11 protein-coding genes and 1 CRISPR repeat array are annotated in these 15502 nt (G+C 40.9%); of the genes, 9 read left to right on the forward strand and 2 right to left on the reverse strand.

Going from position 1 to position 15502, the window contains the following annotated elements; translation table 11 throughout:
• Nucleotides 1-81 precede the first annotated feature (81 nt).
• Both RRG12_RS25415 and RRG12_RS25420 read left to right on the forward strand, forming a co-directional pair.
• On the forward strand, nucleotides 82-1233 hold the full coding sequence (locus tag RRG12_RS25415) for a glycosyltransferase family 4 protein (protein ID WP_420761072.1): 1152 nt from the start codon (nucleotides 82-84) through the stop codon (nucleotides 1231-1233).
• A gap of 154 nt (nucleotides 1234-1387) precedes the next feature.
• Nucleotides 1388-2212 carry a WecB/TagA/CpsF family glycosyltransferase gene (locus tag RRG12_RS25420; RefSeq protein WP_420761073.1) on the forward strand — a complete coding sequence of 275 codons (825 nt, stop codon included), beginning with the start codon at nucleotides 1388-1390 and terminating at the stop codon, nucleotides 2210-2212.
• A gap of 196 nt (nucleotides 2213-2408) precedes the next feature.
• Here RRG12_RS25420 and RRG12_RS25425 read toward each other — a convergent pair whose 3' ends face one another.
• Nucleotides 2409-3491 (reverse strand): endo-1,4-beta-xylanase, encoded by a 1083-nt coding sequence (locus tag RRG12_RS25425; RefSeq protein ID WP_420761074.1) that lies wholly within the window; start codon nucleotides 3489-3491, stop codon nucleotides 2409-2411.
• A 478-nt stretch (nucleotides 3492-3969) separates the two neighbouring features.
• Between RRG12_RS25425 and RRG12_RS25430 the strand changes: the two genes are divergently transcribed.
• From RRG12_RS25430 to RRG12_RS25450, 5 genes are all read left to right on the forward strand, one after another.
• Nucleotides 3970-4557, forward strand: coding sequence for a TetR/AcrR family transcriptional regulator (locus RRG12_RS25430; RefSeq protein WP_420761075.1), 588 nt, complete (start codon nucleotides 3970-3972; stop codon nucleotides 4555-4557).
• A gap of 81 nt (nucleotides 4558-4638) precedes the next feature.
• Nucleotides 4639-5928 carry an ABC exporter membrane fusion protein gene (locus RRG12_RS25435; protein ID WP_420761076.1) on the forward strand — a complete coding sequence of 430 codons (1290 nt, stop codon included), beginning with the start codon at nucleotides 4639-4641 and terminating at the stop codon, nucleotides 5926-5928.
• A 151-nt stretch (nucleotides 5929-6079) separates the two neighbouring features.
• Entirely contained in the window at nucleotides 6080-6415 is a 336-nt protein-coding gene (locus RRG12_RS25440; protein WP_420761077.1) for a DUF2834 domain-containing protein, read from the forward strand.
• A 14-nt stretch (nucleotides 6416-6429) separates the two neighbouring features.
• Nucleotides 6430-7596, forward strand: a complete 1167-nt coding sequence (devC, locus tag RRG12_RS25445) for an ABC transporter permease DevC (RefSeq protein WP_420761078.1) — start codon at nucleotides 6430-6432, stop codon at nucleotides 7594-7596.
• A gap of 105 nt (nucleotides 7597-7701) precedes the next feature.
• Nucleotides 7702-8466, forward strand: coding sequence for a DevA family ABC transporter ATP-binding protein (locus RRG12_RS25450; protein WP_420761079.1), 765 nt, complete (start codon nucleotides 7702-7704; stop codon nucleotides 8464-8466).
• A gap of 248 nt (nucleotides 8467-8714) precedes the next feature.
• On the opposite strand, the gene RRG12_RS25455 is transcribed toward RRG12_RS25450, so the two are convergent.
• Nucleotides 8715-9662, reverse strand: a complete 948-nt coding sequence (locus RRG12_RS25455; RefSeq protein WP_420761080.1) for a hypothetical protein — start codon at nucleotides 9660-9662, stop codon at nucleotides 8715-8717.
• A 156-nt stretch (nucleotides 9663-9818) separates the two neighbouring features.
• On the opposite strand from RRG12_RS25455, the gene RRG12_RS25460 reads away from it, so the two are divergent.
• Nucleotides 9819-9980, forward strand: coding sequence for a hypothetical protein (locus RRG12_RS25460; RefSeq protein WP_420761081.1), 162 nt, complete (start codon nucleotides 9819-9821; stop codon nucleotides 9978-9980).
• 936 nt (nucleotides 9981-10916) lie between these two features.
• Nucleotides 10917-11315: direct repeats of the CRISPR family, unit length 37 nt; unit sequence CTTTACATAACCACTTCCCCTAACGGGGATGTAAACT.
• A 386-nt stretch (nucleotides 11316-11701) separates the two neighbouring features.
• Nucleotides 11702-15394, forward strand: coding sequence for a pyruvate:ferredoxin (flavodoxin) oxidoreductase (gene nifJ / locus RRG12_RS25465; RefSeq protein ID WP_420761082.1), 3693 nt, complete (start codon nucleotides 11702-11704; stop codon nucleotides 15392-15394).
• Nucleotides 15395-15502: the final 108 nt, after the last annotated feature.

Here is a 15502-nt window from a genome sequence, read left to right on the forward strand (position 1 = left end):
TTGGATAATTTATCAATATCTTAATAATTTGACAAATGCAATTTTAAATTATTAAATAATCAAATAATCATTGATCATTCTATGGGTAAACGCTTACTAATTGTCTCAACACTCGATTCTAGTCAACCATTTGGTGCATTTACTAGACCTTTTTATCTAGGACAATATCTGACGGAATACTTTGATGTTTTTCAGTTAGGTTTAGATTGTTCATCTGTTAATTATGCACCTTCTCTTTCGATTGGTTCAAGAGGCTTAAAGTCATATATTCAAGCTATAGAAAAGTGCATCGACGAGTTCTGCCCAGATATTGTGTATGCTCAAGAAACACTACCTGGATTGGCTGCTCTAATTTCACTAAAGCTTAGAAAATACAGTAATTCCTCTCTTATATTTGATTTTCATACATTTTCACCGTATGAATACTGGATGCGCTTGTTTTCAGTTGCCAATCCTTTCAAAGAGTTTGCACAATGTATTAAAACATATATTGCTCAGGGAATTTTGATATTCTCTGGCAATCCGATTATTGCAGCAGGTGAATCAATTCCTAGACTAATTTCCCAATGGTATGGTATAACTCCACAGCAAATTTATTGCATCGGGAATGGAGTGACTGAAGACTTACTAAATACTGAAGCTTTTCCTGATAAAGATCCCTATCAAGCATTCAGACCAGCTAAAATAGTGGTTCTTATTGCTCCCAAAACATTTCAATTTCCAACTAATGATATGTCTGTATCAATGGCTATTGAGGTTGCTAAATCCCTTGAAAGTCATCAAGATAAAGTACATTTTATTGTCATTGGCAGGGATAGTAGTGATATTTCAGAACCAATACCCTCTAATATCTCTTTTTTAGGATTTTTACCTAGGAGAGAAGATTTTGTTGCCCATCTTAAATATGCAGATATTGCTTTACTGCCATTCTCAAAACAAGCCGTAGCAGGCGGCGCTCGCAATAAAGCATTAGATTATTTTGCCAGTAAAAAGTTAGTTGTATCAACACCAGAAGGCTTGCGAGGATTAGAAGAATTTCGCCACTTAGAACATCTGTTAGTAACAGGATACTCTAGCGAAGAAGTTGCTAACACAGTGCTAGATGCTGCTTCTAGTATTGATAAATATCAATCACTTGTAGATACAGCGTATACGTTAATTACAGAAAAATATTCCTGGAATGCAAGAGCGCAAAATATCGCGGAAATACTCATGAGAGTCAGTCATTCTTAGTTAGATTTGTTTTTTTAGACTATATTTAAACTAAGAAAATCAGTTTTTTTAAATACTTTAATCTCGAAGTATTTAAATATTGCTAAAAACTAATTTTAAAATACTCACCTTTATTTTGAGATAACCTCTCATACTGATCAAAAGAAAAAAAGACATGAAAAATCGATTCTCTTATAAATTTCTGGGTGCTCAATTCGATGCACTCTCTATGCTCGACTTAAATTTATTGATTGAAGAATCTATTGATAAGAACAAGAAATGGATTATTGCTAATCACAACTTGCATAGTCTTTATCTCTTCCATAATGATCCGGAAATGCAAGCTTTTTATGCCAAGGCAGAATATACCCATATTGATGGTATGCCTCTAGTGTTAATTGGAAAGTTGTTGGGTTTTCCAATTAAACGAGAACAAAGAGTAACCTATGCTGACTGGGTATGGTCTTTGATGGCGGAAGCTGCTAATAAAGGCTGGCGTATATTCTATTTAGGTTCAAAGCCAGGAGTTGCTGAAAAAGGAGTAAGTATTTTGTGCCAGAAATTTCCTGGTTTACAGATTGCTTGCGCTCATGGCTATATTGATATGGATAAAGATAGTCAAGAAAATCTCGCTACTCTGGCTGCAATTAATGCTTACAAACCCCACGTATTAATGGTAGGGATGGGTATGCCACGCCAAGAGCATTGGATTTCTGAAAATCTTGAGCATATTCATACCAACACTATTTTGACTAGTGGAGCCTGCATGGATTATGTAGCAGGAGTAGTGCCTACTCCTCCTCGCTGGATGGGAAGAATGGGGTTGGAATGGTTGTATCGCTTGTTTTCTGAACCTAAAAGACTTTGGAGACGTTACTTACTTGAGCCTTGGTTTGTTGGCACATTATTTTTACGAGAAATTTGGAGTATCTCAAGTCAAGAAAAAAAAAATAAAATGCTGCTATTTCTAAGTACAAGATTTCACAAGTTCATAGCGTGAAAGAGTTTCTTGAAGCCTTACCAGTGGGTCGCTCAATTCATCCAGAATTTATGAAATACTGTACTAAGGCTTAATCATTAATTAGTCAGTGCATCTTATTCAATTTTAATGTTTGTGAGTAGCGAAGAACATCGCCACATACTTCGCTTAGAATAATTTTTAAAAAAAGCTATTTTAGCTTGGGTTGAGTATTAAGTTAACTACTGAAAGCCTTGGCAATAGCATTGCGGGCAGGTTTAGGTTGCAGGTTCTCATCAAAGGGAAGTGGACGCAGAAATTTCCAGAGACTTGGATTGTCCCTAAAGGTTTTTCCTGGCATCCAGTCGGGATGACGTATCCAGGTATGACGGTCGGTAATCCCCCATGTAATGACAGTATCAACTTTAGCCGCAAAGCACAGATCAAGATATCGCTTGTAACTGTCGGCTACCATCTGGTCTAGCTTTTTGATACTATCGGGTAATGGGGCATCAATGATAATGTCTAATTCTGTAATTATTGGTTTAACTTCAAGATCATTAAGCCGTTTTAAGACGGAATTAAATCCTTTCTCATCAAAAGCATAGGCAGTAGAAAACCATAGATGCGACTGGATGCCTGCCCCATCAATTTTAACGTCACTATTCTTTAGATATTCGATCATTTTTAAGAATCGGTCTGATTTCCATGTAGCGCCTTCGATGCCAAAATCGTTTAGATAAAATTTCTTGGTGTTATCAACTGAAGCGGCAATTAAAAATAAATCTCGAATCAATTCTCGTTTTACCCCTTTACGCAAACCGTAGGTAGCATTGTCAGCTTCATTTTCATTATCAGCAATAATTTCATTGGCAATATCCCAAGACTTTAAAACCTTGCTCTTACGATAATGACCCATGACTCCTTTAACATGGCGTTCGATCATCTTCAGTGTGGGGGGATAAGGAAGCCAGTCTGGTCTTCCCATGTGCCAAAAAAGGGTATGCCCGTGCATTTCTATGTTATGCTTTTCGCAGAAATTAGCGATCGCATCTGCTGATTCAAAAGTAAATTTTCCTGGCTGTGGTTCTGTGGCGTTCCATTTCAATTCACCATTCGGTGTCACAATCGAACATTCACGAGCAATCAGGTTAGCGTAATCCTTCTCTGTTTGCAAAAATTCACTAGAAATTGCTGCGCCATAACGCTTTCCTTTGGCCGCAGCTAATTGCCGAAGAGGAGAATTTATATTTGGATAATTTGCTGCAATTTCATTGGTACTCTGGTCTTCTTTTTGCTTATCCTTCTGTAAAAACCCCATAGTCAATAGGGCAGAAAGGGTTGTATATCCCGCTCTTGTTAAAAATTTTCTTCGATAAGGCATAAGTTGTACCTAATGAAAAATACACAGATTATTATATTACAGATATTACAGAACAAGTTTTGATACTTTTTAAGCTTTAGTGATGATTTCCATCATCATTAACCCCAAATAGCCAAAGCTACAGTTTATACCACCTTTCGGTAAGCTTTCTGGCAGAAGAAGAAGACTTCGCCAAGGCTGAACTACAAATATATACGGGGTTTTTTCCGAAATCTAACCATAGTTTTGTACTAAGTGGCAAAGATGAAAATTGATGAGTATTACATCTAGCGCAAAACTAGGTTAAAATATAACGCGTGTTCGATTTAAATCAATTCACTAGAGAAAGTAAAGCTTTATTTCCTTGAAATATTCTATATCAATACCAAAGATGCTAATTTTATATATAACGAGCGTTCGAGATAAAACCTGAGTCATGCCTAAGATTGTTGACCATGAGCAATACCGTAAAGAACTGCTCGACAAGTGCTTTGATTTATTTGCCCAAAAAGGCTATGGTTCCATTACTATGCGCCAAATTGCCGAAGGATTAGGGGTTTCTACTGGTACGTTGTACCACTATTTTCCTAGCAAACAAGCTTTATTTGAGCAATTGGCCCAAGAAATATGTGAGCAAGATTTAAGTGCAGCATTGGCTGAATTGGAAGGAGCGCAAACCCTACAAGAGGGGATGGAAGCACTAGGAAGATATCTAGTAAAAAATGAAGATTACTTTATTAAGTGGACTTATATATGGATTGATTTTTGTCAACATCAAGACTCTAAAGAAATGTTGAATAATAGTGTTTTTAAGCGAACTAATCAGCGTTATCAGCAGGCTGCCTGCGATTTTGTAGGTATTCAAGATCCAGTATTGGCTTCCTTTGTATTGAGCTTTGTGAATGGTTTAATTCTGGAGAAGTTATGGGGTGACGAAACAATTGATTTTATGGAACAATGTGCGCTACTCGGCAAAATGCTCACGGCATATTTGTCGCAGCATGGGGTAGGAGTTGGGAGTTAGGAGTTGGGAGTTGGGAGTTAGTTGCTACCATTATCGGCTCATTTGATGTAGATAAAATGATTTTTTAGGAGAGTAAAAAAGATGGTTCAAAAAGTATCAAAAAAAGCTTCCAATAAATGGTTACTTGCATTAGTAATTGCCGCTACTGCTATTACAGGTGGAATTGTTGTTTATGGGATTTCTCAGTTTGGGCTAGTTAGTCAAGCTGAGAAATCTGAGCCAGTAGAAACCACGCCTAAAAGTCAAAAAGTGGCTGCATTAGGACGACTAGAACCGGAAGCAGAGGTAATTAGCTTGTTTGCACCCTTGGCATTGGATGGCGATCGCATTGCCAAAATTTTAGTCAAAGAAGGCGATCGCGTTAAAGCCGGACAGATGGTGGCAATTTTAGACGCCCGCGATCGCTTACAAACTGCTGTATTACAAGCGCAACAACAAGTTAGAGTTGCTCAAGCCAAACTCGCTCAAGTGCAAGCTGGAGCAAAAGTAGGAGAAATTAACGCCCAGCAAGCCAGTGTTGAACGCCTCCAGGCGCAATCCCAAGGAGATAAAACAGCGCAACAGGAAGCGATATTCCGCATAGAGGCACAGTGGGAAGGAGACAGAATCGCGCAAGAAGCAACTATTAAGAAGCTAGAGGCAGAACTCAAAAATGCCGAAGCCGAATATCAACGTTATCAGCAGCTATATTCTCAAGGTGCAGTTTCTAATTCTTTATATGACAGCAAAGGCTTGACTGTAGAAACTGCTAAACAGCAAGTAGACGAAGCCAAAGCAGTTCTCAACCGGATTAATACCACTGCTACCAAACAATTATCTGAAGCTAAAGCGGCACTCGCCCGTACTAACGCCACTGGTAGCAAGCAAGTTAGTGAAGCCAAAGCCACGCTCACCAGTATTGCAGAAGTGCGACCTGTAGATGTAGCAGCAGCCCAGACAGAAGTTGAAAATGCGATCGCTACACTCAAACACGCCCAAACCGAGTTGGCTGGTGCTTACATCAAAGCACCGATGGCGGGACAAATCATCAAAATTCATACGCGAATCGGAGAAAAAATTAGTGCTTCTGGCATTGCAGACTTAGCGCAAACAGACCAAATGATGGCAGTAGCAGAAGTTTATCAAACCGATATCGGTAAAGTGAAATTAGGACAACAAGCAGTGATTAGCAGTCAAGCATTTGCTAGTGAATTGCGAGGAACCGTTGCTCAAATTGGCTTGCAGGTGAATAGACAAAATGTTTTCAGTAACCAGCCAGGGGAGAATCTTGATAGCCGAGTAGTTGAGGTGAAAATTCGCCTCAATCCTGAAGACAGCAAGCGAGTTGCAGGTTTCACTAACTTACAGGTACAGACAGCGATTGAAATATAGGAGGGTAGGGAATAGGGAATAGGGAATAGGGAATAGGAAAGAAAGGATAGATCCGTACTGAGTCTTGTTCAAAAATTAAATAGGAGTCCTATATAGAGTTGTTGTTTGTTGTCTCGTGTATTCCAGCATTTTTTATAGGGTTAATTCAATCATGATTAAAGTCATATACCTTCTGCTTTGTATACTTGGCTTCGTTCTACCTTACTCCCAATTTGTTCCATTTGTCTTAGAGCATGGTCTTGATGTAAAGCTGTTTTTTGAACAACTCTTTGCCAACAAAATTTCTGGTTTTTTTGGTATGGATGTTATTGTTTCATCGCTAGTTTTATGGACATTTGTATTTTGGGAGGGAACACGTCTTAAAATGCAAAATCTCTGGGTTTACATTGCCTGTAATCTTTTGGTTGGTGTGTCTTTAGGTCTTCCATTATTTTTGTTAATGCGAGAGCGCCAGCTTGAACAGCAAACTGAAACACTGAGTTATTAAGGGGTTTTTTCAATATGTTTTCCAAATTATTTCGCAAAACGCCGCTAGCATGGCGGCAGTTAATGAAGGAAAAAACCCGTCTGGCTGTTGCAGTCGCAGGTATTACTTTTGCCGATATGCTGATGTTTATTCAGTTGGGATTTGAAAGTGCCCTTTTTGATGCTGCTGTGAAACCTCATCGCAATTTACAGGCAGATTTGATTTTAATTAATCCCCAATTTCAAACTTTATTTTCGGTAAAAAACTTTTCTAGAGAACGACTGTATCAAGCATTAGGTTATGAAGGTGTTCAGTCAGTTAATTCTGTCTATATCAGCACCGGACAGTGGCGAAATCCCGAAACACGTCTTGAGCGTGCCATTTTGGTTTGGGGTGTTGATCCGGTACAACCCGCATTCAAATCGCCCGAAATTAACCAAAATCAGGATGATCTGAAACAGTTATACCAAGTTATTTTTGACCAGGCAGGTCGTCCAGAATACGGGGCGGTTGCTGATATCTTTAAGAAAACAGGCAAATTTGACACAGAATTAAATAGCAAAGCCGTTTTTGTTAAAGGCTTGTTTACTGATGGTGCTTCCTTTGCTGCCGATGGTAATGTGATCACCAGTGACTCTACCTTTCTCCAGCTATTCCCAGAACGTAAACCCGATCGCATCGAAGTTGGGTTAATTACGCTTCAACCAGATGTCGATGTAGAAAAAGTGCGATCGCAACTTGTGAATGGATTACCTAAAGATGTTAGAGTCTTGACTCCAGAAGAGTTTGCCAAAGTGGAGAGGACTTACTGGGAAGAAGGTACTGGCATTGGTTTTATTTTCGGTTTGGGTACAGCAGTCGGGTTTATCGTTGGTATCGTGATTGTTTACCAAATCCTTTATTCTGATGTTTCTGACCACCTGCCAGAATATGCCACCCTCAAAGCAATGGGATATACCGATAACTATCTCTTGGGAGTTTTAATTCAAGAAGCATTGTTATTAGCTATTTTAGGTTTTCTGCCTGGATTCTTCCTTTCTTTTGGGTTGTATCAAGTCACATACGCTGCGACAATGCTTCCTATTTTTATGAAAATGGAACGGGCGATCCAGGTTTGGATTTTGACCGTGATCATGTGTAGCGTTTCTGGTGCGATCGCAATGCGGAAATTACGATCTGCTGACCCTGCCGATGTTTTTTAGTTTTTTAGACGCGGTTTATCGTGTCTGTGGAGAAGAAGACGCGATGAATCGCGTCTCTACAAGAGACGTAATTATTTTTTTATACCCAATAACCGATAAAATATTATGTTGCAAAAATCTTTACCAGAAAATTCAAATTCAACACTTTCTACTTTAGAATCTGTAATTTCTGTTAGTAACCTCAACCATTACTTTGGTGAAGGTGGGCTTCGCAAACAAGTATTATTCGACATTAATTTAGAGATTAAGGCTGGGGAAATCGTGATTATGACTGGCCCCTCTGGATCGGGGAAAACCACCTTGTTAACCTTAATGGGTGGATTGCGTTCTGCCCAAGAAGGTAGCCTTAAAATCTTAGGAGAGGAAATTTGTGGTGCGAAAAAGCAGCAGTTAACTAAGCTGCGTCGCCAAATTGGCTATATTTTCCAGGCGCATAACTTGATGACTTTTTTGACAGCAAGAGAAAATGTGCGGATGTCCTTAGAGTTGCATGACGATTTTCTCAATCAGGATATTAACGCCAAAGCGATCGCTATTTTGGAAACTGTCGGGTTAGCTGATCGTGTAAATTATTACCCAGAGAAACTATCTGGAGGGCAAAAACAACGAGTTGCGATCGCTCGTGCTTTAGTTAGCCATCCTAAAATTGTTTTAGCAGATGAACCTACTGCTGCACTCGATAAGAAATCTGGGCGCGATGTCGTAGAAATAATGCAGAAGCTAGCTAAAGAACAAGGTTGTACGATTTTGCTAGTTACCCACGATAACCGCATCCTCGATATTGCCGATCGCATCATTTATATGGAAGATGGTCAGTTGAAGACTGATAGCACAGAATCTACACTACAAGCAAGTAATATCAATTCGTAGTTTGTCAACTTACTTAAGTAAGTCGGCAGGAATAAACCAAATTATGTCACGAAACGTAAACAGCCTTATACCAATTCTTTATGAAGCTGCATAGAATTCGATCCCCCCTAGCCCCCCTTAAAAAGGGGGGAATTCAAAGTCTCCCTTTTTAAGGGGGATTTAGGGGGATCAAGATATGTGCAACTTCACATTAAATTGGTATTAAAACCCTTACCAATGACTAATGACTAATGACTAATGACAGATTATTAGCTAAACCTTGCCAACAATTCTTCACGAGATAATTGCAAACATAAAGGTGTAAATTCCTCTGGTGGGAACTGCAACAAACTATCGATGACTCTCGACAATTCCTCGTCCACAGAACCAAATCTGTATCTCAACAAATTTTCCACAACTAAACGTTGTCCTTGCTGTACTCCTTGCTGTATTCCTTGCTGTACTCCTTGCTGTATTCCTTGCTGTACTCCTTGCTGTACTCCTTCTTGTACAGCCTGCGCTCTTGCTTCTTGATAAGCTTCTGTTAAATTCATAATTAGTTCCTGATCGTCTTCAGTTAAGTCTTGCTGGATCATTACACTGATACGCCATCTGTAAATTATTTCTAGAACATTACGGCGTACAAGGTTCTCTGGTGGAAGGGCAACTAGTTCTCTCACTGCTTGCTGCTGAACAGTTCCCCTGCCGAGAAGCCTAAACCACAGCGTGTCTAGAGTCACAGGTAACTCGTTAATCGCTAGTATCGCCGTTCTAAAAGATAAAGGTAGAAAATATACCCCTCTCATCCAGTTTTCTAGCTCTAGTTTAGCGCCAAAACTTTCTAGCAATGCCGGGGAGGCCGAAGGTGCTAAAATCCATAACCGAGCTAAATCACTCTCTGGTAAACTTGTATCTTCTCTTTTGGCTTTGCGTTGCGAATCTGCAATTACAGTGAACAGCTTTAGAAGGCAGTTTCGTACCTCTGTCTTACTGGGTTGATTGCGGTATGGTTCTAGCAAGGCTGTACTCTGCAAAGCAATTCTTCCTAGTAGTCCTAGATTTTGCGTTTGCGCTTGAGATGTAGGTGCTGGTGAAAATAAAACATCTACTTGCCGAGTCTCATCAACTACTTCTTTATTGGCTTCTACCTTGCCCAAGGGTGATAGTAGCTCCTCTAAAAACTGCTTGGCGAACTGATCGTGAGGTTTACGGGTCATATTTCATGGGTCAACTGTATTGTATTATATGGAAAAGCTGATAAGAGGATGTTTGAAAAGTCCTCTTGTCGGTATCAAAAATTTTAGATCCCCCTAAATCCCCCTTCAAAAGGGAGACTTTGATTCCGGTTCCCCCCTTTTTAAGGGGGATCTAAAGTGCCTAAAGTCACAGCGAAACACTTGTTCATTCAACCTCTAAGCCTGAAAACTGTTCTTACCGCAGATGTCTTTGAGCGATCGCCTTTGGTTTTGAGCTTGAATCTTAAAGGATGTTTGAAAAGTCCTCTTGTCGGCATCAAAAATTTTAGATCCCCCTAAATCCCCCGATAAATTGGGGGACTTTGATTCTAGTTCCCCCCTTTTTTAGGCTACGGTGTATGCACAAGTCTGAAATAGCTGAAAAACCCAAGGTTTTACCCCACCCTAACCCTCGCCTTGCAAAGGGGAGGGAACTAGATTTCTTTTTCCCCCCAATGCATCGGGGGGATTAAGGGGGGTAATTCGACTTGTGTATACACTAAATAAACCATTTGTAGAGACGCGATTCATCGCGTCTTTACCCAAGGATGTGTTGCAATCATTAATTAAATTAGTATAAGGAGTCATTTATAAAGTAAAAGTAAAGATAAAGTCGAATTTAATCAGCAAAATACCTAATTACTTTCTCAAAATGCCTGATTGCTTAATCAAAAAGCTTAAATGCTTTCTCATTTCAGTGGATTCAGCAAGTAAAAAGGCATTTTGCTTTATCAAAAAGCTTAAATGCTTTCTCATTTCGGTAGATTCAGCAAGCAAAAAGGCATATTGCTTTCTCAAAATGCTTGATTGCTTTCTCATTTCGGTAATTCACGCATTCATTTTGGTATATCGTTGAGCCGATCGCCTTCAATTCATTCAGCAATAATTTTGCAACCGCTTACTGCTGTCTCTACTTGCTCATGGATTGAAGATCATTGAACATCAAGGATTTGAAGCGATGAACTAAACATCGAAAACCAAGGCTGAACAGCTTGACAATCTTAAGTAAGATATTTTACACTCCATAGAGTGTGTTAAAGTTCATCTACACACCTCGCCCGATCCTTGAAAACCGCATAATCTCGTTGAGGTGTGTCGATTGCTCTTGTAGCAAGGGTTTCAGCCGACAAAATCACAACTTTTTTATCAATAAGCACCGTTTTATTGACAATGAAAAAAGGTGTGTCGATTAGGGGGTTCCAAACCCGCTCCTGGTAAGGTTTCCAAAAGGTAACTCTTTACATAACCACTTCCCCTAACGGGGATGTAAACTTTTGAACCTTCGGCGGAACTTAATAGTGCCTGCACTTTACATAACCACTTCCCCTAACGGGGATGTAAACTTTGACGTTGCCAGCCAACGAGCAGTCATGGGTTTGTTTTCTTTACATAACCACTTCCCCTAACGGGGATGTAAACTCGTTAAGATCCCTGACGAGGCATCCGTCACCGTCCCTTTACATAACCACTTCCCCTAACGGGGATGTAAACTTTATAAGTTCCAAGGATTTTCCATGTTCAATGACTTTACATAACCACTTCCCCTAACGGGGATGTAAACTCTTTGTTTAGCACTGGAATGTTGTCAATAGCCATGACTTTACATAACTCCTTCCCCTAACGGGGATGAAAACGAGATAGAAGCCCGACCCTATACCCCACAAAAAATAATCAATTAACTGAAAGCCTTATCTAATAACTGCTTTGGCTATTGAGTACATTATTAATACATATTAATAGACGCAGTATTTCGGATGAGATACTAATATATGAAGTATTTATTTAAAGTTAATTAAAGAGCCGAAAGTCATTGATAAATTCTTAGTAAGAATTCAGCACCCAAAAGTCAAAAGTCAAATTTTAAAAGGAATGCAGCATTATTAGTACATTTATGTATAAATTTTTTCCTAATTATTTGACTATTCTGAATTCTGTTAGCGATAGCGGGGCGTTTAGCCCATTCTGACTCCTGAATTCTGCTCTTACTATTAACACTGAGAGACGGGGACAAAAATCCAATTATGAACAAAACCTTTGCAACCATCGATGGGAATGAAGCTGTCGCCCGTGTTGCTTACAAACTAAATGAAGTGATTGCCATTTATCCCATCACCCCCTCTTCAGCAATGGGTGAATGGGCAGATGCTTGGTCAGCCGAAAGTCGTCCTAACCTCTGGGGTACTGTTCCCAGCGTCGTGCAGATGCAGAGTGAAGGAGGAGCGGCTGGTGCTGTACATGGGGCATTGCAAACAGGTTCCTTGAGTACCACCTTCACGGCTTCTCAGGGATTATTGTTGATGATACCCAACTTCTACAAAATTGCTGGTGAGTTGACTAGCGCCGTGGTTCACGTTGCAGCCCGTTCTTTGGCTACTCACGCTTTATCAATTTTTGGCGACCATAGCGACGTGATGGCAGCTCGTGCTACTGGTTTTGCCCTGCTGTGTTCCGCTTCAGTGCAGGAAAGTCAAGATTTTGCTCTCATCGCTCATGCTGCTACCCTAGAGACGCGAGTCTCCTTTATGCATTTCTTTGATGGCTTCCGCACCTCCCATGAAGTGCAGAAAGTTAAATTACTTTCAGATGATGATTTGCGATCGCTAATCCACGATAACCTAATACTCGCCCACCGCAGCCGTGCGTTGACCCCAGACCGTCCCGTATTGCGGGGGACTGCTCAAAATCCCGATGTCTACTTTCAAGGAAGGGAAGGCGCGAACCTTTACTACAACGCTTGTCCAGATATTGTCCAGCGGATCATGGATGAATTTGGAGAACGCACGGGAAGACATTATAAAATCTATGAATATTACGGCGCAAAAGATGCCGATCGGGTTATTGTTCTCATGGGTTCAGGTTGTGAAACCGTCCATGAAACAGTAGATTACCTGAACGCTCGTGGTGAAAAACTTGGTGTAGTCAAAGTGCGACTTTACCGCCCCTTTGATGTCCAAAAGTTTGTTGCAGTATTACCAACTAGTGTAAAGGCGATCGCAGTTCTTGATCGCACCAAAGAAGCAGGTAGCGCCGGGGAGCCTTTGTATTTAGATGTTGTGGCTGCTATTCATGAAGTATGGGGAATGGGGCATGGGGCATTGGGCATTGGGCATGGAGAGAATGAAAAATTACCTCTTGCCCCTCTGCCTAAAATTATTGGTGGGCGTTATGGTCTTTCTTCTAAGGAATTTACACCGGCGATGGTGAAGGGGATTTTTGATAATCTTGCCGAAGCTAAACCGAAGAATCATTTTACTATTGGGATTAATGACGATGTAAGTCATACTTCCTTGAGCTTTGACCCTAATTTCTCTACAGAATCGGATAATGTTGTTCGGGCAATGTTTTATGGATTGGGCGCTGATGGTACTGTTGGCGCTAACAAAAACTCCATCAAAATTATTGGTGAAGAAACCGATAATTACGCCCAAGGCTACTTTGTCTTTGATTCCAAGAAATCTGGCTCAATGACTGTCTCTCACCTCCGCTTCGGGAAAGAGCCAATTCGCTCCACCTACCTAATTGACCAAGCCAACTTTATTGGTTGTCATCATTGGGGATTTCTAGAACGCATAGATATTTTGAAGGCTGCTATTCCTGGGGCAACTCTGCTGCTGAATAGTCCATACAATGTAGATAGCGTCTGGGAATATTTGCCGATAAAGGTGCAGCAACAAATTATTGATAAGCATTTGAAGTTATACGTAATTAATGCCAGCCAAGTTGCCCGTGAAAGTGGCATGGGTGGCAGAATTAACACGATTATGCAGGTATGCTTCTTTGCCTTAGCGGGAGTCTTGCCACAAGAAGAAGCGATCGCTAAAATCAAACAAGCGATTGACAAAACCTACGGTAAAAAAGGCGTAGAAGTTGTCCGCATGAACTTGCAAGCTGTAGACAACACCCTAGACAACTTGCATAAAGTAAATATCCCCCAAACAATCAACAATCCAAAATCCAAAATCGTTCGACTGAGCGCAGCCGAAGTCCAAAATCCAAAATTGCTAGACTCCGCTCCCGAATTTGTGCAAGAAGTTCTGGGCAAAATCATGGTGTGGGAAGGTGATGATTTACCTGTTAGCACACTACCAGTTGATGGCACTTTCCCCGTAGGTACTGCCAAATGGGAAAAACGTAACGTTGCTGAAGAGATACCTGTGTGGGAGCCGGATGTGTGCGTACAATGTGGGAAGTGCGTCATGGTTTGTCCCCATAGCGCCATCCGAGCCAAGGCTTATCAAGCAGATGAGTTAGTCAATGCACCAGAAACCTTTAAATCAACTGGTGCAAAAGATAAAGACTTTGCCAATCAAAAATTTACCATTCAGGTAGCACCAGAAGACTGCACAGGATGTACGATTTGTGTAAATATTTGCCCTGCTAAAAATAAATCTGAGCCATCGCTGAAAGCAATTAACATGGCGCAGCAGTTGCCATTGCGGGAACAAGAGCGAAAAAACTGGGATTTCTTTTTGAGTTTACCTAATCCTGATAGGCGATCGCTAAAAGTTAACCAGATTCGCCAGCAACAACTCCAAGAACCATTATTTGAATTCTCTGGTGCTTGTGCAGGTTGTGGTGAAACACCTTACTTAAAATTATTAACACAACTGTTTGGCGATCGCGCCGTCATCGCCAATGCTACAGGTTGTTCTTCAATCTATGGCGGAAATCTCCCCACCACTCCTTGGACAACCAACGCCCAAGGACGGGGCCCCGCGTGGTCTAATAATTTATTTGAAGATAACGCCGAATTCGGTTTTGGCTTCCGCCTTTCTCTCGACAAACAAGCCGAGTTTGCGGCGGAATTGTTGCAAAAATTGGGGAATGGGGAATGGGGAATTGGGAATGGGGAATTGGGAATACCTCATGAGTTGGTACAATCTATTCTCAATGCCAAACAAAACACTGAGGCTGATATTTGGGAACAACGAGAACGGGTAGCGCTGTTGAAACAAAAGCTAGATGAACTTTTAGAAAAAAGGAATTACCACTCCCATGCCCCATGCCCCATGCCCCATGCCCAAATCCAAAATCTCAAATCTCTTGCAGATTACTTGGTGAGAAAAAGCGTCTGGATTGTTGGCGGTGACGGTTGGGCTTATGATATTGACTTTGGCGGTATCGATCATGTAATTGCTAGTGGTCGCAATGTCAACATCTTGGTCATGGATACAGAAGTATATTCCAACACAGGCGGTCAATCTTCCAAAGCTACGCCAAAAGCCGCAGTTGCTAAATATGCCGCCAGTGGTAAGCCTGCACCAAAAAAAGACTTAGGGATGATTGCCATGACCTACGGAAATGTCTACGTAGCGAGTGTAGCCCTTGGCGCTAGAGATGAACATACTCTCAAAGCATTTTTGGAAGCAGAGGCTTATGATGGCCCGTCACTAATTATTGCTTACAGTCATTGCATCGCCCACGGCATCAACATGACCACAGGGATGAATCATCAGAAAACTCTGGTAGAATCAGGTCGTTGGTTGCTGTATCGGCATAATCCAGAGTTGCTTAACCAGGGTAAAAATCCATTGCAATTGGATATGCGATCGCCTACGCAATCGGTAGAACATTCGATGTATCAAGAAAATCGCTTTAAAATGCTCACCAAGAGCAAACCTGATATTGCCAAACACCTGTTAGAACAAGCCCAAGCTGAGGTTGATGCACGTTGGCAGACGTATCAATATCTGGCAAAGCGCGACACTCTTTAGAGGTTCTTTGAAAAGTGGTTAGCTGTGACTTTCAGCACCTATTTATCCCCCCTACCCCCCTTAAAAAGGCTACGGTGTACACACAAGTCCTAAAAACCTAACTTGACA

Source organism: Nostoc sp. CALU 546 (assembly GCF_048836525.1).